Raw genomic sequence first — 23104 nt, 5'->3', positions numbered from 1 at the left:
ACTTACGCAAACGTAATGCCATGCTCTACTTCGAAGACCTGACCCCTGGCCGCCTTTTTCACACGGCCAGCCACACCCTCACCCAGGACGAAATCATCCAGTTCGCCCGCCAGTTCGACCCACAGCCCTTTCATACCGACCCGGAAGCTGCCAAGACCAGCGTGTTCGATGGGCTGGCCGCATCCGGCTGGCACACCAGCAGCCTGACCATGCGCCTGATTACCGCCAGCGAGCTGAAAGAAGTCGCCAACGGGCTCATCGGCATGGGTATCAAGGACATGCGCTGGCCGCAACCCACCCGTCCTGGCGATACCCTGCGTGCGGAAATCGAAGTGCTGACAGGCAAACGCTCAAGCAGCCAGCCGGGTTTTGGTGTGGTGCAACTGCGCTGGACCACCCGCAACCAGCGCGACGAAATCGCCATGCAACTGGAAACCGCAATCTGGGTTGCCTGCCGCCCGGCAGCCTGAGCCACCCCAGGCACTCACCATGAAAAAACCTGCCGTCCGCGAGGATGGGCAGGTTTTTCTGCAAAGCCGTCTTCAACCAGCGCTCAGCGCTGCTGCCATTTGCTGAAGGTGTCGGTCAGCTGCGCCAGATCGACCGAGGTCTCGGCCAGATGGCTGGCACTGTCACCAATCGACTGCGTGGTGTGCAAATCCTGTTCGGACAGCGCATTCAATTGCTCCAGCGCCGCCGCCATCACGTTGATGGAATCGGACTTGCTGCTCATCTCCCGTGCCAGTTGCTGCGCTTGCTGGCTGGACTGTTCCGCCGCTTCGATCAGGCCCTGCAGATTGCCGGATGACAGACGGATCTGGCCATTGACCTCATCCACCTCCTCCACCGTGGCATCCATGCTGCTGACCGCCGAATGGGTGATCTTGCCGATTTCCTCGACAATGCCGCCAATGGAGTCGGTGGTCTTGGTGGTGCGCTCGGCCAGCTTTCTGACCTCATCCGCCACCACGGCAAAGCCGCGACCCATTTCACCGGCACGGGCGGCCTCGATGGCAGCGTTCAATGCCAGCAGATTGGTCTGATCGGCAATCTCGCGGATCAGGGTGGTCATGCTGCGGATGCGGATCATGGCTTCATCCAGTTCCACCATGGCACCACGTGACTGCGATACCACGCTGACCGCGCGCTGCGCCGCCGTGGTGGCCGCATCCATGGTCTGCCGCCCTTCACGTGCCACCTGCTGGGTATGTTGCGAATCCTGCTGATTGTGCTCGGCCAGCCGCACCACATCCTGCACCGCCAGGCTGAGTGATTCCATATTGTGGCTGATCTGGTTCAGGCCCTGGCGCTGCTCCACCGAACGCACCTGTAGCGCAAGCATGTCATCCTGCAGTCCATGCGCCTGCTGCTTGGTGTAATGGCTGGCACGCATCACATCGGCGATGGTAGCGCGATAATGAATGCGCAATGCTTCGAGCGAAGCCAGCACCTTGCCCAGCAAGCCGCCTTCATGCGCCTGGATGGCATGGTCCAGTCGCCCCTCCTGCAAATCCTGGAAACGGCCATCCAGCACAGCCAGCGCAGAACGGATGCGCAACCAGCCCCAGGCAGCACTACCCAGCGCCAGCAGGCTGCCAGCTACCCCGACGGTTTCACGTACCAGCTGCATGGAGTCGGGCAGGAAAAAGGAAACCACGGCGACTGCCGAGCCGAACAAGGCCAGCACGGGCGCGATTTTCAGTACATCGCGCTGTCTGGCATAGCGCTGCAAGGTGGAAGGCAGGGTGGCCTGCTTGTCCATGACCTGCCGGTACAGCGCGGCGGCCGCATCCACATCCTGTCGTGACGGTCGCGAGCGCACCGACATGTAACCCACGATGCGGCCATGTTCGGTAATCGGCGTCACATAGGCTTCCACCCAATAGAAGTCGCCGTTCTTGGCGCGGTTTTTCACGATGCCGCGCCAGGGTTTGCCTGTCTTGACCGTATCCCACAAATCAGCGAAGGCTTGGGGCGGCATGTCCGGATGCCGCACCATATTGTGATTCTTGCCCAGCAACTCGGCCTCACTGAAGCCGCTGATTTCAATGAAGGCACGGTTGGCATAAGTGATGCTGCCTTTCACATCGGTCTTGGTCACGATGGGATTGACAGGATCAACGCTTAGCTCAATGGTGGTGACAGGCAGATTGATCTTCATTTGATGTGTTTTCTTGCGTTAATTTTAATTATTTAAAACAAATGATTTAATCTCACCATTCTAACAACAAGCACTAGGCTTAGCATATGAAACCTGCCACCAATTACCAGTGATTCAAGCAAATAAAAACCCGCGCAAGGCGGGTCGGAATGAACAGCCGGCATCAGGCGCCAGCGCACAGACTAGCGAGCCGGGCAGCAGGTCGTGTCAGCGATAAACCTGGATCATGGCTGCGCTTTTCAAGGCGGCCAGATCACGGCCACCGGCATAGCTCACCGATGACTGCAAATCTTCCTTCAGTTCGCGCAGCAGCTTGCCAATGCTGCCCTTGTACTCCACCAGGATTTTCTTGCCCTCGACATTGACATAAGCCCCCTTGTTGAACTGCGAGGCGCTACCAAAGTATTCCTTGTAATGCTTGCCGTTGATCTCGACGATTTCACCGGCCGACTCGTCATAACCGGCAAACAGCGAGCCCGCCATGATCATGCTGGCACCGCAGGCCAGGGCCTTGGCCATGTCGCCATGCTCGACAATGCCACCATCGGCAATCACCGGCACCTGTACTGCAGCGGCACAATCCTTGACTGTACTCACCATCGGACGGTGGAAGCCGGTTTTGTTCTTGGTAATGCAAACACGACCACCGGCAATCCCGGCCTTGATGGCATCGCAGCCCCAGCTCTCCAGATCACGCGCGGCTTCGGCCGTGGCGATATTGCCGCCGATCAGGAAGCTGCCGGGGAATTGCTGCTTGATATGCTTGATCATGCGTTCGGCCTTGACGCACCAGGCATTGGCCACGTCCAGGGTGATGTATTCCGGGGTCAGGCCAGCGGCTTTCAGCTCAGCCAGTTGCTGCATGGTATCGTCGTTGACGCCGACACTGATGGAGGCAAACAGCCCTTTTTCCTGCATGGCTGCGGTAAAGCGGCAGGCGTCCACATTGAAGCGGTGCATGGTGTAGAACCAGCCCAGGCGGGCAAACGCTTCGCAGGTTTCCTCATCGACCACCGATTTCATATTGGAAGGGTAGATCGGCATGTCAAAACGGCGCGGCCCGAATTGCACCGAGGTATCACACTCCTTGCGGCTGTCGACCACGGTTTTCTTGGGGACGAGGTAGACGTCGCCATAGTTCAGTTCGGTAGTAATCATGCAAGTATTCCCTTCAGGCTGTAGTCGATAAAAATGCAGGGGCCCCAATAAAAAACGGGAGCCTCATGGGCTCCCGTTTACGGATTCTCCTGCGCCGCCTCAGCTGGGCTCGCACGCAAAGTCGAAGCAAATCTACGCCAGCAATTTCTTCACGTCAAGCAATAATTTCTTCACATGAAGCAATTATTTATCAAACCAGCAACCATCCTGCGGCTCACCCAGCCACTGCAAAATGGGCTTCCAGGCATCGCGATCCTTCTGGGTACGCGAGGGTGGCAGGTCAAACAGCGTCATGCCGGTGGCGGCCGCCTGCACGTACAACTGGGTATCACGCAACCAGCTGAGCACCGGTACATCGTGCTCGGCCAGGAAACGCTCCAGTTCCTTGGCCGAGCGGGTGCGCGGATCAACCCGCATGCCGACCACCGCCATGAATACCTTGCTCTTGCGCACCGCTTTTTCCGCCAGCAGCTGTTCAAAAAACTCGCCACTGGCCCACATATCGAAAGGGGAAGGCTGAATCGGAATGATGATGCGCTCGACCCGTGCAATCAGCGAAGCCATTTTTTTGCCATGCAAGCCGGCACCGCTGTCCAGCACAATCACTTCCGTGCCCTTGGGCGGCTTGGCCGGCGTACCGGCGGATACCTCCCAGCCCTGAATGGCCGGCAACGCCGGCGAACGTTCCTGCAGCCAGCGCAATGAGGATTGCTGCCGATCCACGTCGCCCAGCATGACATTACGACCGGAACAGGCAAAGTAACCTGCCAGATTAGTGGCTAAAGTCGACTTGCCACTACCACCCTTGGGATTCGCTACCAGCACAGACTGCACAATGGACCTCGCTCACTTGGTGATCGAGCCACTATACCAGAGTCATCATGCTTGCAGGCAGGGGCTTGCCACATTAGGCTGACGCGCTGGAGGAAAGCAAACCAATGAATGCAAACATGCAAGCCATCCTGTTCGACATGGATGGTCTGATGATCGACACCGAGAGCGTCAGCGGCCACGCCTGGTTGCGCGCGGCGGCCGAAGTGGGCGTAGCCATCCCCGAGCAGGTGATTCTGGGCATGGTCGGCTTGTCGGTTAACAAGTGCCTCGACCATGTCGCCGCACATTTCCAGGACCGCAGCCTCGCTGAGAAACTGAGCCAGCGCTGCCGGCACCATTACCATGAGCTGATGAGCACGGGTGAACTCAGGCTCAAACCCGGCATCATCGAAGTGCTGGACTGGGTGCAAAGCCAGGCCATTCCACATGCGGTGGCCACCTCCACCCAGCGCCTGATGTGTGACATCAAGCTGCAACGTACCGGGCTGGGGCCTTATTTCCAGCACACCGTTGCCGGCGACGAAGTAGCCAATACCAAACCGGCCCCGGATGTCTATCTGGCGGCAGCAGCCCTGCTGGACATCGCACCGGCAGCCTGCGTGGTACTGGAGGATTCGCTGATCGGCATGCGGGCGGCGCTGGCGGCCGGCATGCGGGTGATCCTGGTGCCGGACATGCTGCAGCCGGCCGCACATGAAACAAGCGGCGCACTGGCCGTCTGCGAAGACCTGCACCAGGCTCTCGCGCTGCTGCAGACCCTGTAACCACCCGCCCCAACAAAAAGGGCCGCTGCATGCAGCGGCCCTTTTTTCAAACACACTGGCGATCAAGCCTCGGCGCAAATGCGGGCAATCAGCTCTTCCCGCACCTGTTCATACTGCTCGATGCCAATCTGGCAGGTACCGGCCGCCTCGTGACCACCGCCACCGTATTGCAACATCAGCGCGCCGACATTGGTGCGGCAGCCACGATCGATGATCGACTTGCCAGTAGCGAACACGATGTTCTGCTTGTTCAGACCCCACATCATGTGGATGGAGATATTGCACTGCGGATACATGGCGTAGACCAGAAAGCGATTGGCCGGGTAGATGGTTTCTTCCGGCAGCAGATCAAGCAGCAACAGATTGCCATGCACCTGGGCACAACGCTGGATCTGCTCACGTGCCTGCTCTTCGTATTGCCGATAGAGATCAACTCGCTCCTTGACATCCGGCAAGGCCAGGATTTCTTCGATGCTGTGATCGCGGCAATAGCCGATCAGGTCCATCATCAGCTGATAGTTGCTGACAGTGAAATTGCGGAAACGGCCCAGCCCGGTGCGGGCATCCATCAGGTAATTGAGCAATACCCAGCCAGTGGGATTGAGGATTTCATCACGGGAAAACTGGGCCGAATCAGCCTTGTCCACCGCGTCCATCATTTCGTCGCTGATACGGGTAAAAACCTGCTTGCCACCGAAATGGTCATACACCACGCGTGCAGCGGATGGGGCTGCCGGATCGATAATGTGGTTGTCGTGCTGACCATTGCGCAGCGTTTCCGACAGATGGTGATCGAAGGCCAGGTAGGCGCCCGGCACATACGGCAGATTGGTGGTGATATCGCGTTCGGTGATTTCCACCTTGCCATCCTGCATATCCTTGGGGTGAACAAACTTGATTTCATTCACCATGCCCAGCTCGTTCAGCAGCACGGCACAGACCAGGCCGTCAAAATCACTGCGCGTTACCAGGCGGTATTGCTGTTGCGACATTATTTTCTCCCCGAGATCAATACATAGCAGCCATCGCGACCTGTCACCCGGTGGTGGCAGGCAGCATCAGCTTTCATCCGTCATGAAATATACCTCACCCGCCAGCAGGTCGTGCAAGCGAGTTTGCAGCGCCCGGCTTTGCGCCTGCGGCATCGACAAGGTCAACACCACCTGCTCGCCATATTCGGCCGCGATCACACTGATTGCCAGTTCGGCACAGCAATGGCGCAAGCGTGACTCACTGGCAAAGCCCACCCGCGCCAGACAGCTTTGCATCAGCACCACCGGCTGCAGCTGCGCAGTTTGCAATGCCGCATTGACCGCCTGAGTATAGGCGCGCACCAGGCCGCCCGCCCCCAGCTTGATACCGCCGAAATAGCGCACCACCACGGCCAGTACATTGTGCAATTGCTTGTGCATCAGCACGTTGTACATGGGACGGGCCGCCGTACCGGAGGGCTCGCCGTCATCATCCAGCATGGAATCACCACTCACCAGCAGCACGGCACAATAATGGCGGGCATCGGGCCACTGCTGACGCAGGGCAACCAGGTGCGCCATGGCCTCGGCTCGGTCCTGTACCGGATACAGAGCGGCAATAAAGCGGCTTTTCTTGATTTCGATTTCCGCCACGACAGGCGCTGCCAGCTGAAACATTGTTACGCTTTCCATGGTCAAAGCAGATGGATTGGCCTGCATGGTAACGCCATTCCACACTAGCTGCCTGCGCAAACAAGCCGACCCTGCCCCACCACCACGCCACACAAGGAGCCATACCATGCAAGCCCTGCTGATTGTCCTGGTCCTGTTAGTGGAAGCACTGTGGCTGGCACTGGACAAGTGCTGGCTTGATATGGAACAAGAAGCCGTGCTGGCCAGCTACCTGCCCGACCGTGATCACTGCTGAAAGCAGTTGTCAGTCGCCGCATTCGGCATGAGAATGCCAAATCCATCGTCATGAAAGACGCTTAGCCTTGACCCATACCATCTGGCTGGTCGCCGCCCTGCTGGCACTGATAGCAGAATTCATGTCCGGCACCTTCTACCTGCTGGTGCTGGCTGTTGCCTTGGCCGTAGCCGGCGTCGGCAGCCTGGCTGGCGCCAGCGAGGCGATCTGCTGGTTGCTGGCCAGCCTCAGCGGCAGCATAGGGGTGTTCGGAGTGGCACGCTGGCGTGCCCGCCAGCGTCGCAGCAATCACACCACCAGGCCGGCGGATGATCCTGACATTGGCCAAACAGTACGCATCAGCGCACTGCTGGATGACGGGCTTGCCCGCGTCCATTATCGCGGCACGGAATGGCAGGCCCGCCTGAGCGGTGATGGTCCATGGCAGGCCGGCATGCAGGCCTACATCCATAGCCGCGACGGCAATGTGCTGATTCTCTCTCTCAAGCAAACGGAAACCCGATAATCATGGAATTCGTCATCATTCTGTTCCTGGCCGTGGTGGTATTCATCATCAAGTCAGTCAAGGTCGTCCCGCAGCAGCATGCCTATATCGTTGAACGCCTGGGCCGTTACCATGCCACGCTGACACCCGGCCTCAACATCCTGATTCCCTTCATCGACCGCCTGGCCTACAAGCACAGCCTGAAGGAAGTGCCGCTGGAAGTACCCAGCCAGATCTGCATTACCCGTGACAATACCCAGCTGAAGGTAGACGGCATCCTGTACTTCCAGGTCACCGATCCGCAACGCGCCTCTTACGGCACCAGCGACTACCTGCTGGCCATCACCCAGCTGTCGCAGACCACGCTGCGCTCGGTCATCGGCAAGATGGAACTGGACAAAACCTTCGAGGAGCGCGACGAGATCAATCAGATCGTGGTGGCCTCACTGGACGAAGCCGCCATCAACTGGGGGGTGAAGGTATTGCGCTATGAAATCAAGGACCTGGTGCCGCCGCAGGACATCCTGCACTCCATGCAGGCGCAGATTACTGCCGAGCGCGAAAAGCGCGCCCGCATCGCCCAGTCCGAAGGGGTGAAAATGGAGCAGATCAACCTGGCCAACGGTGCACGCGAAGCTGCCATCCAGAAATCGCAAGGCGAGATGCAGGCGACCATCAACAATTCCGAAGGCAACAAGCAGGCCGCCATCAACAAGGCCCAGGGCGAGGCCGAGGCACTGCGCCTGGTGGCGGACGCCACCGCCGATGCCGTGCGCCGCGTGGCCGAATCAATCAAGGTGGATGGCGGCATCGAAGCAGTCAACCTGAAGGTAGCGGAGCAATATGTCGCCGCCTTTGCCCAGCTGGCCAAGCAGAACAACACCGTCATCCTGCCGGCCAATGTGGCTGATGTCAGTTCGCTGGTGGCCACCGCCTTAAGCGTGGTCAAGCAAAGCAATCGTTAACATTTCCAACATGACGGCAGCCTTGCCCTATCTTGTATAACGGGCAGGCTGCCCCCATAATCAGCCGCATGAAATTTTTATCCGACTTTCTTCCGGTAGCCCTGTTTTTCGGTAGTTACCTGATCACTCACGACATGTTCCTCGCCACCAAGGTGCTGGTTGCCGCCACCGCCTTGCTGTTTGCCTGGACATGGTTCAAACACCGCAAGGTGGACGCCATGCAATGGATCAACCTGATCCTCAGCGTCTCCCTGGGTGCGGCCACCGTGATTTCGCACAACGATCTGTTCATCATCTGGAAATTCACCGTCTTGTACTGGCTGATGGCGCTGGCCTTGCTGGTCAGCGACCTGCTGGGCAAGAACGGCCTGAAACTGCTGATGGGCGAGCAAATCCAGCTGCCACAAGCCATCTGGCGCAAGCTGGCCTACGCCTGGGCGGCCTTCTTCAGCGCCATGGGCGCACTGAACCTGTATGTTGCCTTCAACTTCAGCCGTGAAATCTGGCTGAGCTTCAAGCTGTTCGGCAGTCTGGGCCTGATGGTGGTCTTCATCATCGCGCAAAGCCTGTTCCTGTCCAAATACATCGAGGATAAAAAATAATGCTGTACATCATCAGCGGCCAGGACCATCCCGGCAGCCTGGACAAGCGGCTGGCCTCCCGTCCTGAACACCTGGCCCGTCTTTCCGCCCTGCAGGAACAAGGCCGCCTGGTACTGGCCGGCCCCTGCCCGGCCATCGACAGCATTGACCCGGGCAGCGCCGGCTTCACTGGCAGCCTGATCGTGGCCGAATTCGCCAGCCTGGAAGAAGCACGCAACTGGGCCGATGCTGACCCCTACGTTGCCGCCGGCGTGTACGCGGCCGTGGAAGTAAAGCCCTTCCGCAAGGTATTCCCTGCATGAGTGACACCGTCACCCTGCTGCAAACGGCCCTGCAGGCGCTGCAACCCGAACATCTGGAAATCGAGGATGACAGTGCAGCACATGCCGGCCATGCTGGTGCTCGCTCTGGCGGTGGCCACTACAATCTGCTGATCGTCTCCAGCCGCTTTGCCGGGCTTGGTAGCGTAGCCCGCCACCGGCTGGTTTACACCACGCTGGGCGATCTGATGAAAACCAAGGTGCATGCGCTGGCCATTCGCGCACTGACACCCGACGAACTTTGACTTCGAGAAAGCGTTATCCATGAAAAACTCCCGTATCGCCGCCCTGCTGCTGGCAGCCAGCATCAGCGTTCCGGCCATGGCCGAATCCATTGCCATGGTCAATGGCAAGGCCATCGACAAGACCGATCTGGACAACGCCGTTGCCCTGGTCGTGCAGAACAGCAATGGCAATGTGCAAGACTCCCCGGCCCTGCGCCAGCAGGTAAAAGACACCCTGATCAATCGTGAAGTAATCCTGCAGGAAGCCCAGAGCCGCAAGCTGGACCAGCAGCCGGCCTTCACCAAACGCATGGACGAAGTACGTCAGGACATGCTGCGTGAAGCGCTGTTTGCCGACCTGCTCAAGCAGGTGAAGATCAGCGATGCCCAGTTGCAGGAACGCTACGCCCAGACCCAGAGCAAGTTCGCCGGCACCAAGGACGTACATGCACACCAGATTACCGTCGGCAGCGAAGCCGAAGCACAGAAAATCATCGACAGCCTGAAAAAAGGCGGCAAGTTCGAAGAACTGGCCAAGAGCCGCTCGCTCGACCCGGCTGCCAAGCAAAATGGCGGCGACATGGGCTGGGGCAATCTGGCGCGCATGGAGCCGCAATTGGCCGAAGTGCTGAAGGGGCTGAACAAGGGCCAGGTCAGCAGCAAGCCGATGCAGACCCGCGTGGGCTGGATCGTGTTCAAGGTTGACGATGTGCGCGATGCCAAGCTGCCACCGCTGGAAGAAGTAAAACCGCAAATCGAGCGTCAGCTGCAAGAAGAAGCCATTGCCAAGGCCGTGGACGATCTGCGCGGCAAGGCGAAAATCCAGTAACACCACACCACTGCAAGTAACAACAGGAATACATCATGCGCAAGACTTTGCTGGCAAGCGCCCTGCTGGCCGCCCTGAGCACCACCGTCGTACTGGCTGCCGGCCCGTCCGTGAATGGCAATGAAATCTCCCAGGCCCGCATTGATGCCGTCGTGCAAATGATGGCTGCCCAAGGCCAGGCTGCTGACGACAAGACCAAGGACATGGTCAAGGATCAGCTGATCACCGCCGAAGTACTGCGCCAGGAAGCCATCAAGAAGGGCATCGACAAAACTGCCGACTTCAAGGCCGAACTGCAGAACATGGAAGCCATGGCCCTGGCCAACCGTGTGATCAAGGATTTCCAGAAAGCCAACCCGGTGACTGACGACCAGCTGAAGGCTGAGTACGACAAGCTGGTGGCTTCGGTACCGGAAACCAAGCAATACCATGCTCGCCACATCCTGGTTGCCAGCGAAGCGGAAGCCAAGGCGGTGATCGAAGCCCTGCGCAAGGGCAAGGCCTTCGACCTGCTGGCCAAGGAAAAATCCAAGGATCCGGGCAGCAAGGGTAGCGGCGGCGATCTGGGCTGGCAGGAAGCCGGCACTTTCGTACCGGAATTCTCCGATGCCATGGCCAAGCTGAGCAAGGGCCAGGTAACCGCCAAACCGGTGAAAACCCAGTTCGGCTGGCACATCATCAAGCTGGATGACGTGCGTACCGAACGCAATGTGCCGTCGCTGGACGATGCCCGCCCGCAACTGACCCAGCGCATCATGGGCGCACGTATCGAAAAATACGTGGGCGACCTGAAGGCCCAGGCCAAGATCCAGCAGTAAACCGTCATCGGCCCGGCCTGCCGGGCGATGCGCAAAAAAAGGGATGCTCGCGCATCCCTTTTTTCCCGTTTACAGCAGGCTGCCTCAGTCTTCGTCGGCCCAACCCGGTGCGCGCTTGCCCAGAAAAGCCGCCACACCTTCCAGCTGCTCCTCTCCCCCCACCAGTTCCAGCAAGGCCGCCCGCCCTTGCTGCAGATGCTGCTCCAGCGACAGCTTCGCGCCATCCTCGATCAGCTGCCGGGCACGCGCCACGGCCAGCGGCGCCTGGTTGGCCACTTTGCCTGCCAGACTGACTGCGATGATCTTGGCAAAGCCCGGATCGACAATCTCTTCGACCAGGCCAATATCATAGGCTTTTTGCGCGTCGACAATCTCGCCACCCAGAATCATCCGTTTGGCCCAGGACACGCCCACCTTGTCAGCCAGCCTCTTGCAGCCGCCACCCGCCGGCAACAGGCCAACCCTGGCTTCCGGCAGCCCCAGTCTGGCACCACGCTCCACCACCATGTAGTCGCACATCAGGGCGCACTCCAGACCACCGCCCAGGGCGTAGCCATTGATGGCAGCCACCGTCACGCCAGAATAGTTGCGCACGGCGGCAAATGCGGCGGCCAAAGCGTCCAGCAGCGCCGCGGCCTCCTGCTTGCTGCCCGCAGCAAACAGATTCAGATCGACACCGGCACAAAAAAAGGCATCTCCTGCCCCGGTAATCACGACCGAGCGCACGCTCTTGTCCGACTGCAGGGCAGACATCATCCCGGCCAACTCTTGCAGGCTGGCAATGCTCCACAAGTTGGCAGGAGGGTGATTGATGGTGATAATTGCAGACTGGCCCAGATGTTCAAGCGTCAAATACTTGGCCATGTAGTTTCCTCAGTTTCTCTATAGGTCGTTACACATTGCGGCTCCTGCCCGCGTGGCCTTGTTAATCAGACCATCCCCGATACCGACAGGAAAGAATGAGCATTCTCAGGGCTTGCACCGCCTTTTTCCAGCGCGGATTGCCAATATGCTCAACTTTTTTTCTAGATGGCTGCGCAGTTAAATGCCAAACAGAATTTGAGTTTTTTTTACCATTACCATGTCACAATTTGCCTATTATTCAGGCAATCCTGCCTGTTGGCCGCTCTGTTAGAATAGAGGTTTAAGCAACAGGCTGTCGCATGTTAGAAACAAATTTCTGGATCATTTTCCTGACTGGCCTGCTCGGCGGCGGACATTGCATGGGCATGTGTGGCGGCATCATCACCGCACTCACACTCAACCTGTCTGCCGGGCAACGCCGCTGGCTGATCCTGCTTTCCTACAATGCCGGCCGCATTGGCAGCTATGTGCTGGTGGGTGCATTGCTGGGCGGCCTGGCTGGCGCCGGTCTCAGCTTGCTGACGGCGCGGCCGGCACAGCTTGTGCTGCTGGTACTGGCCAACCTGATGCTGATTGCCATGGGGCTGTACCTGGCCGGCCTGTCTTCCGCCATCACCATCCTGGAAAAACTGGGCCGTCCGGTGTGGGCCCGCCTGCAACCCTTGCTGGCACGCCTGCTCCCCATCCGCAGTCCACGCACCGCACTACTGGCGGGCATGTTGTGGGGCTGGCTGCCATGCGGTCTGGTATACAGTGCATCGCTGTCCGCACTGGCCAGTGGCAAAGCCACTCAGGGCGGTTTGCTGATGCTGGCCTTCGGCCTGGGCACCCTGCCCAATCTGCTGCTGATGGGTGTATTTGCTGACACCTTGCGCCAGTGGCTGCAACAAAAACCGGTGCGCCTGCTGGCCGGCTTGCTGGTGGCCGGCATGGGCCTGACGCGATTGCTACTACTGACTGCCGGTCATTAAAAAAGCCGTCGCGATGGTGCGACGGCTTTTGACTTGAGAAACAGGCTGCTACTGATTCAGCGAATGGACTTCAGGATGGTTTCCACATTGTAGTGGAACAGCTTGAGGTAATCGCCAGCCGGACCACTGGGCTTGGACAGCGCATCGGCATACAGTTCACCGCCGATCTTCACCTTGGCTTCGCGGGTCAGCTGCTCCAGCAGGCGCTTGTCGGTCATGTTCTCCATGAAGACGGCACTGACTTTTTCCTGCCGTACCTGGCGCACCAGTTGCGCCACCCCTTTGGCCGAGGCCTCGGCTTCGGTACTTACCCCCTGGATGGCCAGCAGCTTGATGCCGTAGCGCTCACCAAAATAGCCGAAGGCATCATGCGAGGTCAGCATCTTGCGCTTGGCAGCCGGAATGGCGGCAAACTGCTTGGCGGCCCAGTCGTCTTCCTGCTTCACCCGGGCAGCGAAATCTGCGGCACGGCGGTTGTATTCATCCTTGCCTTGCGGGTCGGCCTTGATCAGGCCGGCAGTGATATTGCGGATATATACCTGTACCCGCTGCGGATCATGCCAGGCATGTGGGTCTACCACGTCATGGCCATGCTCTTCGCCTTCTTCGGCCGGTGCCATGCGCGTCTTGATACCCTTGCCCGCCTCAACCAGCACACCCTTGAAGCTGGAAGCCTTGGTCAGACGGCCCATCCAGCCTTCCAGCCCCAGACCGTTGGTGACAAACAGCCGGGAGGCCGACAGCTTCTTTACATCAGCAGGCGATGGCTGAAACACATGGGCATCCTGATCCGGACCTACCAGCGACACCACATCCACACGGTCGCCGCCGATTTCGCGGGCCATGTCGCCCACAATGCTGAAGCTGGCCACCACCGGCAGCTTCGCCGCCAGGGCAAAGGCAGGCAGACTCAGCAACAACAAGCCAAACAGGCTTTTTTTCATGCCATCTCCTCAGGATTCAAAATGCCGCGCACGGATATAACGCGGCAAGGCACCGCCCGCCGGAGCGAACAGCAGGGAAAACAGATAAAACAGGCCAGCCACCAGAATGATGGCGGGGCCGGACGGCAGCTCGAAGTGGTAGGACAGCAGCAAGCCGGCCATGCCGCTGACAAAGGCCACGCTCACAGCCATCACCAGCATGCCCTCCACCGATTCCGACCACAGCCGTGCCGTGATGGCCGGCAGCATCATCAGGCCAACCGCCATCAGCGTGCCCAGCGCCTGGAAACCGGAAACCAGGTTCAGCACCACCAGCATCAGGAAAGCCATATGCCACAAGCCGCCGCGCGCGCCCACCGAGCGCAGGAATACCGGATCCAGGCTTTCCAGCAACATGGGCCGATAGATGAAGGCCAGGCAAATCAGCGTCACCGAGGCCACCCCGCTCACCAGATAGAGCGCTGCATCATCCACCGCCAGCACCGAGCCAAACAGAATGTGCATCAGGTCTACATTGCTGCCGCTCTTGGACACCAGCAGCACGCCAATAGCCAGCGATAACAGATAGAAAGCGGCAAAACTGGCGTCTTCCTTGATGCTGGAAAAACGGGTAGCCAGGCCGGCCAGTACCGCCACCAGCACCCCGGCAACAAAGCCACCCAGGCTCATGGCTGGCAGACTGAGACCAGCCAGCATGAAACCGACTGCCGCACCGGGCAGCACGGCATGGCTCATGGCATCACCCATCAGGCTCATGCGGCGCATCACCAGAAACAGGCCGATGGGGCCACTACCCAGCGACAGCGCCAGACAACCAGCCAGCGCGCGACGCATGAAGGCAAAATCCACAAAGGGAGCAATCAACAAGTCATACAGGTGTTGCATCAGACATTGACCCCGTCTACCCGACAGACCGCAGCACGGTCCTGCCAGTGGGCTGCGGTATCCACCGCACGTTTCAGATTGGCATCGGTCAGCACCTGCTCGGTGCGCCCCCAGGCCACCACCTCGCGTGCCAGCAGCAAGGTATGCGGGAAATAGGCGCGCACCTGCTCGTAGTCATGCAATACCGCAATAATGGTGCGACCTTCTTCTTTCCAGCGCCGCACCAGCTCCAGCAAATCGAAGGTGGTCTTGGCATCCATGGCAGTGAAGGGCTCGTCCAGCAAGATCAGCCGGGCATCCTGCAGCAGGATGCGCGCGAACAGCACGCGCTGGAATTGCCCGCTGGACAGCGCAGAGATGGCACGTGGCGCGAAATCGGCCAGGCCCACCTGCTCCAGCGCATCCATGGCTTGCCCCAGGCCCGCCCGCCCTACCTTGCCAAATGGCCCGGTGCGATGCCATAACCCGCTAGCCACCAGGTCCAGCACGCTGACCGGCAGTGAGCGGTCGATCTCCGACTGCTGCGGCAGATAGGCAATGTCCTGGCGGGCAAAGCCTTCCAGCCGGGCCTGACCGGAGTCAGGCGTGAGCGCACCGATCATGGCCTTGAGCAAGGTGCTCTTGCCGGCGCCGTTCGGGCCGAAAATGGCCGTGGCATCGCCAGCGACAAAGCTGCCGCTGACATGGTGGACCGCCGGATGGCGCTGATAGGACACGGTAAGATTGTCGAGAATAACCGTCATGCCACCTCCTGCAAAGCCCACAACACAACGCCCCACAAGCAGGCCAGCACCAGCAGGGCCAGCGCCAGGCGCTGCCAGGCCGACATGGCCAGCAGGCTGACCGGCGGACGCAGATTGGCCGCAGTCAGATGCTGATGCGCGGCTGCGCCGTGATGATGTGCGTGATCGTGCTGCGCATCATCGTTTGAATGTTGATGTTTCATCTGTTCGCTTACTCAAAGCAGGCCTGCAAGGCCGCCTCTACTTTTGCGTTATTCAGTGCCGGAGCAATCAGCTCGAAGCGACTGTCACGTCGCCACGATACCTGGCTGGCACTCCACTGTCCTTCCACCCAGTTCAGCCACACCCAGCTGTCCAGCACCTTGAACACGCCCTTGGCCCTGACCAGTCCCGGCAGCAGCTGGGGCAAAGTATCAAAGAAATCGGTGAGTTTTTCGCCGCTGAAAGCCTGCTCTGGCGGAAAGGTCCAGCCGGCTGAGTCCCAGCCGCTGCCGCTATCGCCGGTAATCGCTGGTCGATAGCGCGGTTTGAGGGTGACAGCGGCATCCAGCCAGTTCACATCCAGCAGGCCATCGCGCACCTCGGCCACTACCGACTTGGGCGGAAACAGCTTGCCGGCCTGGGCGCGGAAGGCTTCCAGCGTCTCTACATCAGCCATGTCGATCTTGTTGGCCACCAGCACGTCGGCAATGGCTACCTGGTCACGGTACAGTGGCTGGCGCAGGTAGTCGGGGCTGACAAACTGGCGCGGATCAACCAGCGTCAGCACCGCGCCCACTTCCAGCGCATCGCCCAGCGGCTTGGCGCGCAGCTCGTCGATGACCCCAGCCGCATGCGCCAGCCCGCTGGCCTCGATCAGCAAACGGTCAGGCCGCTCGCGTCGCAACAGGGTGGCGACGGTGGCCGTCATCTGCGGGCCGGCCACACAGCACAGACAGCCGCCGGCAATTTCTGCCACCGGCAGCTCGTCATTCATCAAAGCGGCACCGTCGATACCGACTTCGCCAAATTCATTGACAATTACCGCCCATTTTTCCGTGGCCGGGCGGGTAGCAATCAGATGGCGCAGCGCCGTGGTCTTGCCCACACCCAGAAAGCCGGTAAACAGATTGACGATGGTTTTTTTCATACTCGACATGCCTTGCAAAGTCCGGTCAGCATCAGGTTCTGGTGGCTCAGGGTAAAGTCGGCAGCCTGTGCGACATCGCGCAAGCCGTTCAGCGCCGCCATCACATCGACCTCCTGCACCTTGCCGCAGGTTTCGCATACCAGAATCATGCTTTCGTGCTGACACTCGAAATGGTCACAAACGATAAAGCCGTTCAGCGCATCCACCCGATGCAGCAAGCCCTGCTCTACCAGAAAATCCAGTGCGCGATAGACGGTGGGCGGCGCTGCCGCACCGCGCTCTTTTTGCAGGTCAGCCAATACCTGATAAGCCTTCACCACGCCCTCGTGGCGCAGCACCAGCTCCAGCACCTGCTTGCGCAGCGCAGTCAGCTTGCAGCCACGCCGCTCGCAGTGCAGCTCGGCTGCCTGCAGATATTGATTGCTGTTCATAGCCCTACTCCCGTCACGATGGAACGCATGTTACTGTATAACATCAAGCCAACACAACCACAGACACCCAGCGGGTATTGCCAGCAGCGGAGCCATGCTAGCCTGTTGCTCTGCCTGCACTGCAGGCAGAGCACCCTCAACAAGGAGCCCACATGAAAAAAATCCTCATGCTCAGCCTTTGCGCCGTACTGGCCGGCCCGACCTTCGCCGCGGATGATCCGGTTGTCGCACGACAGACCATCTTCAAGCAGTTCAAGAAAGATGCCGCGGCCATGGGCAAGATGGTGAAGGCTGACACCTTCAACAAGGATGAATTCAGCAAGCTGGCTAGCCATCTGGACGAACTCGCCCAGCAGCCATGGCAGCATTTCCCGGCGGGCAGCGCCAGCGGACAGTCCAAGCAAAAAACTGACGCCAAAGCGGAAATCTGGAGCAAGAGCGCCGACTGGACCAAGGCTATCGACAATCTCAAGGCCGAAACCGCCAAACTGAAGCAAGTAGCCGCCAACGGCGATGTGGCCAGCATCAAGATCCAGTTTGGTGCAGTGCAAAAAACCTGCAAGAGCTGCCACGACTCCTTTCGCAAAGACTGATAAACTCAGCGCTTAATCAGAAAAAGTTCAGCGAAGTTGCTGAACTTTTTTTATGAATCCTCCTCACAACGCAGTTCCAACCTCCGTAGCGCCAACATGAAACAGACTGTTACCGCCCTGCTGCTTGCCGCACTGGCCATTCCGGCTGCCATGGCCGACTCGCCCGCCGAAATTCGCACTCAAAGCTTCAAGAAGGTGCTGCGCGCCTTCGAACCCATGGGCATGGTGGTGCGCGATCGCGACCCCTATAACAAGGCCAAATTCATCGTCATGGCTGATGCACTGAAGCAGATTGCCGGCGAGCCGTTCAATCACTTTCCGGCAGGCAGCATCGATGCCAAGAGCCGTGCCAAGCCGGAAATCTGGAGCCAGCCTGCCAAATTCCAGGCAGCCCGCGACACCTTTCTCAAAGCCGTCAACGATCTGGACAGCACCGCCCACAACGGCGACCTCGCCAGCATCAAGAAGAGCTACGGCGTAGTGGCACAAAGCTGCAAGGCCTGTCACGACAGCTTCCGTGGGCCGGAAAAATAACAAGCAGCCGCCAGCAAAGCAAAAAGCCCTGCGCTGCAGGGCTTTTTTATGGCTGACACGCTGCCATTTACAAGCGGGTCAGCAGGAAAACCCCGCCACAGGCCAGCAGCAAAACCGCCATGGCCGCCAAGCCGGATCGGAAGCGCAGCGGTGACACATCGCCAGCCACCTGCTGATAACCGGTCAGCATAGGCTTGAGCAGATTCTGCTTTTTTAACACCCGGTAAGCCACGATGGCCGCCACATGCATGGCGACCAGCAGCAGGATGAAGTTGAACAGCAATTTGTGAAAACTGGTAATCGATTCGGACAGGCCACTGGCAATCAGCTTGGCCAGCGGGCCATCGAAGGTGTAGCTGTCCACATCACTGGCGAACAAACCACTCGTCACTTGCAACAACAGCACCAGCAGCAAGGCCACCACCATCAGGCCGCCCAAGGGGTTATGCCCCAGCTGCGCCCCCTTATCCTCGCCTTTCAGGTAGCGGCGAATGGCGGCCGGCCCTTTGACAAACTGGCCGAAGCGGGCAGTTTCGCTGCCCACCACACCCCATATCAGGCGAAACAGCAGCAACGCCGCCACGGCCTCGCCGCACAGCACGTGATAACGCAGCCAGTCACCGCCCTGCTCACCGCTAAACCACATGCCGGCAAACAATGCCACCAGCGTCCAATGAAAAAACCGCGTTGGAGCATCCCACACCTTGATCATCTGCACCATCGTCACCCTCGCTCGGCAATTGCTCAAACTCAAAAGTGTAACCAGCCAGCATGATGCTGCCTACAGCTGAGGCCTTAATGTCTGTTAACACAGGCGCAGGGACAGCGCTCAAACAAGGCCATTTGCCGGTTTCGGATCCAAAAATCCGCACTTTTCGGGTAGTATTAGCCCTTTCGCCGCCCGCCCCAGCGCAGCCAGCCCTGCCCGGAGCGGATGCCGGCTACCGCACTGACAGCCCACTGCGGCTGTGTTTTCACGCATTGAGTTGGAGAATGTAATGACCCAAGCTTCACTGATGGAAGATCTGGAGGCCCGCGGCCTGATCGCGCAAACCACAGACGCCGCTGCCCTGTCCGAACTACTGGCCAAGGAACAGCTTACCCTGTATTGCGGATTCGACCCCACGGCTGACAGCCTGCATATCGGCAGCCTGGTTCCCATCCTGATGCTCAAGCGCTTCCAGCAAGCCGGCCACCGCCCCATCGCCCTGGTGGGCGGCGCCACCGGCATGATTGGCGACCCCAGCTTCAAGGCCACCGAGCGCAAGCTGAACACACCGGACATCATCGAAGGCTGGGTGGAGAAAATCCGCGCACAGGTATCTCCCTTCCTGTCGTTTGAAGGCGATAACGCCGCGGTAATGGCAAACAACTACGACTGGTTTGGCGGCATGGGCGCACTGGAATTCCTGCGCGACATCGGCAAGCACTTCTCGGTCAATGCCATGATCAAGAAAGAAGCGGTGCAACAACGTATCAGCCGCGACGATCAAGGCATTTCCTACACCGAGTTCTCCTACAGCCTGCTGCAGGGTTACGACTTCTCCGAACTGAACCGCCGCCTGGGCTGCAAGCTGCAAATTGGCGGCTCCGACCAATGGGGCAATATCACTGCCGGCACCGACCTCACCCGTCGCCTCAACCAGCAGCAGGTTTACGGCCTGACCATGCCGCTGGTCACCAAATCCGATGGCACCAAATTCGGCAAGACCGAATCCGGCACCATCTGGCTGGATGCGCGCAAAACCTCGCCCTACGCCTTCTACCAGTTCTGGCTGGGCACGGCCGATGCCGACGTGTACAAATTCCTGCGCTACTTCAGCTTCCTGTCGGTAGCCGAGATTGCCGCCATCGAAGAGGCTGACAAGGTGCGCGAAGGCAAGCCGGAAGGCCAGCGTATCCTGGCCGAACAAGTCACCGAGCTGGTACACGGCAAAGCCGCCCTGGCTGCTGCCCAGCGCATCACCCAGAGCCTGTTCAGCAACGACCTGTCCAGCCTGACCGAAGACGACTTCGCCCAGCTGGCGCAGGACGGCCTGCCGCACTTTGTGCTGAACAGTGCCGACGACAGCCTGATCGACGCCGTGGCCAATGGCGGCCTGGCCAAATCGAAAAGCGAAGCCCGTACCTTTATCCAGAGCGGCGCGGTCAGCATCAATGGCAACAAAGCCGACAGCATCGAGCATCGCTTTACTGCCGACGACCGTCTGTTTGGCCGCTTCAGCCTGCTCAAGCGCGGCAAGAAGAACTACGCCCTGATCGAGTGGCAGGCCTGATTCCGGCCTGATGCCCGACTCGTCGGGCAATGCCACGGCGGCCCGCTTCTGCACTCGCAGACGGGCCGTTTTTTCATGCCATCACCGCAAGGCTCGACGCTGCGACGGCCATACCACTAGAATTTCGCCATCCTCCATTGTCCGCAAAGGCTAGCACCATGGAACGAATCGGTTTTATCGGCCTGGGCCTGATGGGCCTGCCCCTGTGCCGCCGGCTACAGGCTGCCGGCTTCCCGCTCACTGCCTGGAACCGCTCGGCTGACAAGCTGGAGCAGGCTCGCACCGAGGGCATGCAAACTACCAGTTCGCTGGTGGAACTGGCAGCCAGCAGCGACATCCTGATGCTGTGCATTGCCGATGCGGCAGCAGTACAAAGCGTTGTCACACAGTTACAACCCGCCTTGCGTGCCGGGCAGCTCATCATCGACCTGTCGAGCATCGACCCCGACACCACCCGCCGCTGCGCAGAGCAAGTCAAGCAACAGGGTGCCAGCTGGGTGGATGCGCCGGTATCCGGCGGCGTCAATGGCGCGACGCAAGGCACGCTGGTGGTGATGGCGGGCGGCAGCGAACAGGACATCCGCCGGGCCAGCCAGGCAATGCAGCCGCTGGCGCAGCGTATTACCCGCATGGGCGAGGTCGGCAGTGGCCAGGTGACCAAGATCTGCAACCAGCTGATCGTGGCGGCCAATGCCATGCTGATCGCCGAAGCGGTGGCGCTGGCCGAAAACAATGGCGTGGATGCCAGCCTGCTGGCGCCGGCACTCGCTGGTGGCTTTGCCGACTCGCTGCCACTGCAAATCCTGGCCCCGCGCATGGCGGCACGGCAGGCCGAGCCGGTGCAATGGAAGGTCGCCACCCTGCTGAAAGACCTGGACAACGCCGGCCAGCTGTCCAAACAAAGCCAGTCCGCCACCCCGCTGGCGGCACTGGCCAGCCAGCTGATGCGCCTGCATGCGGCACAAGGCCATAGCAACGCTGACCTGAGCAGCGTCATTCATCTCTATCAGGAGCAGGAGCAAGCCCCATGCTGAAATTATCGGCCAATCTGAGCATGCTGTTTGCCCACCTGCCCTGGCCGCAGCGCTTTGCCGCAGCCCGTGCGGCAGGTTTTCAGGCAGTGGAAATCCAGTTTCCTTATGAACACAGCGTGCAGCAACTACAGCAATGGCTGGGTGAGAATCAGCTCAAGCTGGTGCTGATCAATGCGCCGGCCGGCGACCTGATGCAAGGCGGCAGCGGCCTGGCCGGCACGCCGGGCCGGGAAGCAGAATTCGCCGCCGGCCTGCAGCAGTGCCTGCACTACGCTACCGCTCTGAATGTGGAGGCCGTCAACATCCTGCCGGGGCGGCTGGCTGCTGGCTGCCACCGTGAACAGGCCATCGCGGTATTACATGGCAATCTGCGACTGGCGGCCGACACGCTGGCCCCGCACCATATCCGCTGCACCGTGGAAGCCATCAACCGCCACGACATGCCGGACTTTCTCATCAGCACGCCCGCCGAGCTGCAACAACTGCCAGCACATGCCAATCTTTACTGGCAGATCGATCTCTATCACATGGCCCGCATGGACGAAGCACTGGAGCCATTGCTGCAGCAACACTGGCCGCGTATCGGCCACCTGCAGTTTGCCGATGTGCCGGGACGCGGTGCGCCGGGCAGTGGCGCACTGGATTTCGCCGCCCTGTTCGCACAGCTTGCCAGCCTGCCCTATCCCTACTGGAGTGGCGCGGAATATCGCGATACCGATGGTGCAGTGCAATGGCTGCAGCCATTACTGGCAAAGCAAGCCATGAATGGCCAGCAGGGCTGAATATTGCAGAAATATGCAATTTTTCTCTTTTTGCGACATCACCTGGCGGTGAATCAATCACTTAGCCAGACACTTTGCAAAAACAGCTTGCAAACGCTTTAATTTTACCGTAAAGTGCCAACCCTTCTGATTTCCATTTCCACCGGCAGTATTTGCAGCTGTTTCGCAGCATTGCCGGTGTGATGCTTCATCGTCCCTGACCGATATTCCAGGCTTCGTCCACGTAGTGTCTCTTTTGACTGGACTGCTGTTCGCCGCTTGCACAGGTTGGTGCCGATGACCGACAGCCTCTGAAACGAGGCTGCTAACCGCCACATCTCCTGGCCAAGCGACACCGGCTCTACTCCGGTTTGAAAGGATATTATGCATTTCTCCGATCTGGGCATTGCCCCTACCATTCTGCGCGCACTCGAAACTGCTGGTTACACCTCGCCCACCGGCGTACAAGCCGAAGCCATCCCCGCTGCCATCGCTGGCCGCGACCTGCTGGTTTCCGCCCAAACCGGTAGCGGCAAGACCGCAGCCTTCCTGCTGCCGGCACTGACCAAGCTGTCCGAGCGCTCCACTGGCAAGGGTCAAGGTCCGCGCGTTCTGGTACTGTGCCCGACTCGCGAACTGGCCCAACAGGTTGAGAAAAACGCCCTGGAATACGGCAAGGACCTGCGCTGGATGAAAACCGCCTGCCTGGTTGGCGGCGCTTCCTTCGGCTACCAGACCCGCGCCCTGTCCCGCCCGATCGACCTGATCGTGGCTACCCCGGGCCGTCTGATGGACCACATGCGCTCCGGCCGTATCGACTTCTCCCGCCTGGAAATGCTGGTACTGGACGAAGCCGACCGCATGCTGGACATGGGCTTCAT

General features: G+C 59.6%; 30 protein-coding genes. 17 read left to right on the top strand and 13 right to left on the bottom strand.

What is annotated here, in order from left to right; translation table 11 throughout:
* The first annotated feature begins 20 nt into the window (after positions 1-20).
* Positions 21-470, top strand: coding sequence for a MaoC family dehydratase (locus EAY64_RS17680; RefSeq protein ID WP_103526052.1), 450 nt, complete (start codon positions 21-23; stop codon positions 468-470).
* An 83-nt stretch (positions 471-553) separates the two neighbouring features.
* On the opposite strand, the gene EAY64_RS17675 is transcribed toward EAY64_RS17680, so the two are convergent.
* From EAY64_RS17675 to EAY64_RS17665, 3 genes are all read right to left on the bottom strand, one after another.
* Positions 554-2161 (bottom strand): methyl-accepting chemotaxis protein, encoded by a 1608-nt coding sequence (locus EAY64_RS17675; protein ID WP_103526051.1) that lies wholly within the window; start codon positions 2159-2161, stop codon positions 554-556.
* A gap of 207 nt (positions 2162-2368) precedes the next feature.
* Positions 2369-3319 (bottom strand): GMP reductase, encoded by a 951-nt coding sequence (locus EAY64_RS17670; RefSeq protein ID WP_103526050.1) that lies wholly within the window; start codon positions 3317-3319, stop codon positions 2369-2371.
* Positions 3320-3502: 183 nt separating this feature from the next.
* Positions 3503-4144, bottom strand: a complete 642-nt coding sequence (locus tag EAY64_RS17665; RefSeq protein ID WP_226034283.1) for a nucleotide-binding protein — start codon at positions 4142-4144, stop codon at positions 3503-3505.
* A 113-nt stretch (positions 4145-4257) separates the two neighbouring features.
* Between EAY64_RS17665 and EAY64_RS17660 the strand changes: the two genes are divergently transcribed.
* A complete protein-coding gene (locus tag EAY64_RS17660) occupies positions 4258-4917 on the top strand; it encodes an HAD family hydrolase (protein ID WP_103526048.1) in 660 nt (219 codons plus the stop codon).
* A 62-nt stretch (positions 4918-4979) separates the two neighbouring features.
* Here the strand turns inward: EAY64_RS17660 and EAY64_RS17655 are convergent, their stop codons facing one another.
* Together EAY64_RS17655 and EAY64_RS17650 are read right to left on the bottom strand one after the other, a co-directional pair.
* Positions 4980-5909, bottom strand: a complete 930-nt coding sequence (locus EAY64_RS17655; protein WP_103526047.1) for an exopolyphosphatase — start codon at positions 5907-5909, stop codon at positions 4980-4982.
* 66 nt (positions 5910-5975) lie between these two features.
* A complete protein-coding gene (locus EAY64_RS17650; protein WP_103526046.1) occupies positions 5976-6566 on the bottom strand; it encodes an IMPACT family protein in 591 nt (196 codons plus the stop codon).
* 121 nt (positions 6567-6687) lie between these two features.
* On the opposite strand from EAY64_RS17650, the gene EAY64_RS20800 reads away from it, so the two are divergent.
* The 8 genes from EAY64_RS20800 to EAY64_RS17615 all read left to right on the top strand — a co-directional run bounded on the left by EAY64_RS20800 (position 6688) and on the right by EAY64_RS17615 (position 11058).
* Positions 6688-6816, top strand: a complete 129-nt coding sequence (locus EAY64_RS20800) for a hypothetical protein (RefSeq protein WP_255424552.1) — start codon at positions 6688-6690, stop codon at positions 6814-6816.
* A 67-nt stretch (positions 6817-6883) separates the two neighbouring features.
* Positions 6884-7321, top strand: coding sequence for an NfeD family protein (locus EAY64_RS17645; protein WP_103526045.1), 438 nt, complete (start codon positions 6884-6886; stop codon positions 7319-7321).
* 2 nt (positions 7322-7323) lie between these two features.
* Positions 7324-8265 (top strand): SPFH domain-containing protein, encoded by a 942-nt coding sequence (locus EAY64_RS17640; RefSeq protein WP_103526044.1) that lies wholly within the window; start codon positions 7324-7326, stop codon positions 8263-8265.
* Between the two features lie 68 nt (positions 8266-8333).
* Complete coding sequence (locus EAY64_RS17635) at positions 8334-8867, top strand: septation protein A (RefSeq protein ID WP_103526043.1); 534 nt, start codon at positions 8334-8336, stop codon at positions 8865-8867.
* Positions 8867-9169, top strand: coding sequence for a YciI family protein (locus EAY64_RS17630; protein WP_059284958.1), 303 nt, complete (start codon positions 8867-8869; stop codon positions 9167-9169). The genes EAY64_RS17635 and EAY64_RS17630 overlap by 1 nt, the downstream gene beginning before the upstream one ends.
* On the top strand, positions 9166-9432 hold the full coding sequence (locus EAY64_RS17625; RefSeq protein WP_103526042.1) for a BolA family protein: 267 nt from the start codon (positions 9166-9168) through the stop codon (positions 9430-9432). Before EAY64_RS17630 ends, EAY64_RS17625 begins: the two co-directional genes overlap by 4 nt.
* A 19-nt stretch (positions 9433-9451) precedes the next feature.
* Complete coding sequence (locus tag EAY64_RS17620; protein ID WP_103526041.1) at positions 9452-10240, top strand: peptidylprolyl isomerase; 789 nt, start codon at positions 9452-9454, stop codon at positions 10238-10240.
* 35 nt (positions 10241-10275) lie between these two features.
* The gene (locus EAY64_RS17615) at positions 10276-11058 is read left to right on the top strand and encodes a peptidylprolyl isomerase (protein ID WP_103526040.1); all 783 of its coding nucleotides are present in this window, start codon (positions 10276-10278) and stop codon (positions 11056-11058) included.
* Positions 11059-11142: 84 nt separating this feature from the next.
* Here the strand turns inward: EAY64_RS17615 and EAY64_RS17610 are convergent, their stop codons facing one another.
* Complete coding sequence (locus EAY64_RS17610) at positions 11143-11922, bottom strand: enoyl-CoA hydratase (RefSeq protein ID WP_103526039.1); 780 nt, start codon at positions 11920-11922, stop codon at positions 11143-11145.
* Between the two features lie 299 nt (positions 11923-12221).
* On the opposite strand from EAY64_RS17610, the gene EAY64_RS17605 reads away from it, so the two are divergent.
* Positions 12222-12893, top strand: a complete 672-nt coding sequence (locus tag EAY64_RS17605) for a sulfite exporter TauE/SafE family protein (protein WP_103526038.1) — start codon at positions 12222-12224, stop codon at positions 12891-12893.
* 56 nt (positions 12894-12949) lie between these two features.
* Here EAY64_RS17605 and EAY64_RS17600 read toward each other — a convergent pair whose 3' ends face one another.
* Genes EAY64_RS17600 through EAY64_RS17575 form a run of 6 tightly spaced genes read right to left on the bottom strand, consistent with a single transcriptional unit; the run spans position 12950 to position 17025 of the window.
* Entirely contained in the window at positions 12950-13837 is an 888-nt protein-coding gene (locus EAY64_RS17600) for a metal ABC transporter substrate-binding protein (RefSeq protein ID WP_103526037.1), read from the bottom strand.
* A gap of 9 nt (positions 13838-13846) precedes the next feature.
* Entirely contained in the window at positions 13847-14722 is an 876-nt protein-coding gene (locus EAY64_RS17595) for a metal ABC transporter permease (RefSeq protein ID WP_103526036.1), read from the bottom strand.
* Positions 14722-15465: a metal ABC transporter ATP-binding protein gene (locus EAY64_RS17590; RefSeq protein ID WP_103526035.1), complete on the bottom strand. Its 744-nt coding sequence runs from the start codon at positions 15463-15465 to the stop codon at positions 14722-14724. Before EAY64_RS17590 ends, EAY64_RS17595 begins: the two co-directional genes overlap by 1 nt.
* On the bottom strand, positions 15462-15668 hold the full coding sequence (locus EAY64_RS17585) for a hypothetical protein (protein ID WP_103526034.1): 207 nt from the start codon (positions 15666-15668) through the stop codon (positions 15462-15464). The genes EAY64_RS17590 and EAY64_RS17585 overlap by 4 nt, the downstream gene beginning before the upstream one ends.
* 8 nt (positions 15669-15676) lie before the next feature.
* Positions 15677-16603 carry a CobW family GTP-binding protein gene (locus EAY64_RS17580; RefSeq protein ID WP_199105934.1) on the bottom strand — a complete coding sequence of 309 codons (927 nt, stop codon included), beginning with the start codon at positions 16601-16603 and terminating at the stop codon, positions 15677-15679.
* A complete protein-coding gene (locus tag EAY64_RS17575; RefSeq protein ID WP_103526032.1) occupies positions 16591-17025 on the bottom strand; it encodes a Fur family transcriptional regulator in 435 nt (144 codons plus the stop codon). The genes EAY64_RS17580 and EAY64_RS17575 overlap by 13 nt, the downstream gene beginning before the upstream one ends.
* 152 nt (positions 17026-17177) lie before the next feature.
* On the opposite strand from EAY64_RS17575, the gene EAY64_RS17570 reads away from it, so the two are divergent.
* Both EAY64_RS17570 and EAY64_RS17565 read left to right on the top strand, forming a co-directional pair.
* A complete protein-coding gene (locus EAY64_RS17570; protein WP_103526031.1) occupies positions 17178-17618 on the top strand; it encodes a c-type cytochrome in 441 nt (146 codons plus the stop codon).
* 96 nt (positions 17619-17714) lie between these two features.
* On the top strand, positions 17715-18152 hold the full coding sequence (locus tag EAY64_RS17565) for a c-type cytochrome (protein WP_059284974.1): 438 nt from the start codon (positions 17715-17717) through the stop codon (positions 18150-18152).
* Positions 18153-18219: 67 nt separating this feature from the next.
* On the opposite strand, the gene EAY64_RS17560 is transcribed toward EAY64_RS17565, so the two are convergent.
* The gene (locus EAY64_RS17560) at positions 18220-18873 is read right to left on the bottom strand and encodes a cytochrome b/b6 domain-containing protein (protein WP_103526030.1); all 654 of its coding nucleotides are present in this window, start codon (positions 18871-18873) and stop codon (positions 18220-18222) included.
* 277 nt (positions 18874-19150) lie between these two features.
* Between EAY64_RS17560 and tyrS the strand changes: the two genes are divergently transcribed.
* The 4 genes from tyrS to EAY64_RS17540 all read left to right on the top strand — a co-directional run.
* Positions 19151-20428: a tyrosine--tRNA ligase gene (gene tyrS / locus EAY64_RS17555; RefSeq protein ID WP_103526029.1), complete on the top strand. Its 1278-nt coding sequence runs from the start codon at positions 19151-19153 to the stop codon at positions 20426-20428.
* A 158-nt stretch (positions 20429-20586) separates the two neighbouring features.
* Positions 20587-21462 (top strand): NAD(P)-dependent oxidoreductase, encoded by an 876-nt coding sequence (locus tag EAY64_RS17550; protein WP_103526028.1) that lies wholly within the window; start codon positions 20587-20589, stop codon positions 21460-21462.
* The gene (locus EAY64_RS17545; RefSeq protein WP_103526027.1) at positions 21456-22244 is read left to right on the top strand and encodes a hydroxypyruvate isomerase family protein; all 789 of its coding nucleotides are present in this window, start codon (positions 21456-21458) and stop codon (positions 22242-22244) included. Before EAY64_RS17550 ends, EAY64_RS17545 begins: the two co-directional genes overlap by 7 nt.
* Before the next feature lie 363 nt (positions 22245-22607).
* A partial coding sequence (locus EAY64_RS17540) for a DEAD/DEAH box helicase (RefSeq protein ID WP_122081968.1) occupies positions 22608-23104 on the top strand: 497 nt, incomplete at its 3' end.

This window comes from Aquitalea palustris, from assembly GCF_003693445.1.
GTDB classification, from domain to species: Bacteria; Pseudomonadota; Gammaproteobacteria; order Burkholderiales; family Chromobacteriaceae; genus Aquitalea; species Aquitalea palustris.
Note: the sequence above shows the minus strand (reverse complement) of the source record. Positions and strands in the feature narration are given on the sequence as shown.

Bases quoted from the DNA above. Each gene is read 5' to 3' on its own strand.
- EAY64_RS17680 (WP_103526052.1), top strand. From the start codon at position 21: ATGCTCTACTTCGAAGACCTGACCCCTGGCCGCCTTTTTCACACGGCC.
- EAY64_RS17675 (WP_103526051.1), bottom strand. From the start codon at position 2,161: ATGAAGATCAATCTGCCTGTCACCACCATTGAGCTAAGCGTTGATCCT.
- EAY64_RS17670 (WP_103526050.1), bottom strand. From the start codon at position 3,319: ATGATTACTACCGAACTGAACTATGGCGACGTCTACCTCGTCCCCAAG.
- EAY64_RS17660 (WP_103526048.1), top strand. From the start codon at position 4,258: ATGAATGCAAACATGCAAGCCATCCTGTTCGACATGGATGGTCTGATG.
- EAY64_RS17655 (WP_103526047.1), bottom strand. From the start codon at position 5,909: ATGTCGCAACAGCAATACCGCCTGGTAACGCGCAGTGATTTTGACGGC.
- EAY64_RS17650 (WP_103526046.1), bottom strand. From the start codon at position 6,566: ATGTTTCAGCTGGCAGCGCCTGTCGTGGCGGAAATCGAAATCAAGAAA.
- EAY64_RS20800 (WP_255424552.1), top strand. From the start codon at position 6,688: ATGCAAGCCCTGCTGATTGTCCTGGTCCTGTTAGTGGAAGCACTGTGG.
- EAY64_RS17640 (WP_103526044.1), top strand. From the start codon at position 7,324: ATGGAATTCGTCATCATTCTGTTCCTGGCCGTGGTGGTATTCATCATC.
- EAY64_RS17635 (WP_103526043.1), top strand. From the start codon at position 8,334: ATGAAATTTTTATCCGACTTTCTTCCGGTAGCCCTGTTTTTCGGTAGT.
- EAY64_RS17630 (WP_059284958.1), top strand. From the start codon at position 8,867: ATGCTGTACATCATCAGCGGCCAGGACCATCCCGGCAGCCTGGACAAG.
- EAY64_RS17625 (WP_103526042.1), top strand. From the start codon at position 9,166: ATGAGTGACACCGTCACCCTGCTGCAAACGGCCCTGCAGGCGCTGCAA.
- EAY64_RS17620 (WP_103526041.1), top strand. From the start codon at position 9,452: ATGAAAAACTCCCGTATCGCCGCCCTGCTGCTGGCAGCCAGCATCAGC.
- EAY64_RS17615 (WP_103526040.1), top strand. From the start codon at position 10,276: ATGCGCAAGACTTTGCTGGCAAGCGCCCTGCTGGCCGCCCTGAGCACC.
- EAY64_RS17610 (WP_103526039.1), bottom strand. From the start codon at position 11,922: ATGGCCAAGTATTTGACGCTTGAACATCTGGGCCAGTCTGCAATTATC.
- EAY64_RS17605 (WP_103526038.1), top strand. From the start codon at position 12,222: ATGTTAGAAACAAATTTCTGGATCATTTTCCTGACTGGCCTGCTCGGC.
- EAY64_RS17600 (WP_103526037.1), bottom strand. From the start codon at position 13,837: ATGAAAAAAAGCCTGTTTGGCTTGTTGTTGCTGAGTCTGCCTGCCTTT.
- EAY64_RS17595 (WP_103526036.1), bottom strand. From the start codon at position 14,722: ATGCAACACCTGTATGACTTGTTGATTGCTCCCTTTGTGGATTTTGCC.
- EAY64_RS17590 (WP_103526035.1), bottom strand. From the start codon at position 15,465: ATGACGGTTATTCTCGACAATCTTACCGTGTCCTATCAGCGCCATCCG.
- EAY64_RS17585 (WP_103526034.1), bottom strand. From the start codon at position 15,668: ATGAAACATCAACATTCAAACGATGATGCGCAGCACGATCACGCACAT.
- EAY64_RS17580 (WP_199105934.1), bottom strand. From the start codon at position 16,603: ATGTCGAGTATGAAAAAAACCATCGTCAATCTGTTTACCGGCTTTCTG.
- EAY64_RS17575 (WP_103526032.1), bottom strand. From the start codon at position 17,025: ATGAACAGCAATCAATATCTGCAGGCAGCCGAGCTGCACTGCGAGCGG.
- EAY64_RS17570 (WP_103526031.1), top strand. From the start codon at position 17,178: ATGAAAAAAATCCTCATGCTCAGCCTTTGCGCCGTACTGGCCGGCCCG.
- EAY64_RS17565 (WP_059284974.1), top strand. From the start codon at position 17,715: ATGAAACAGACTGTTACCGCCCTGCTGCTTGCCGCACTGGCCATTCCG.
- EAY64_RS17560 (WP_103526030.1), bottom strand. From the start codon at position 18,873: ATGGTGCAGATGATCAAGGTGTGGGATGCTCCAACGCGGTTTTTTCAT.
- tyrS (WP_103526029.1), top strand. From the start codon at position 19,151: ATGACCCAAGCTTCACTGATGGAAGATCTGGAGGCCCGCGGCCTGATC.
- EAY64_RS17550 (WP_103526028.1), top strand. From the start codon at position 20,587: ATGGAACGAATCGGTTTTATCGGCCTGGGCCTGATGGGCCTGCCCCTG.
- EAY64_RS17545 (WP_103526027.1), top strand. From the start codon at position 21,456: ATGCTGAAATTATCGGCCAATCTGAGCATGCTGTTTGCCCACCTGCCC.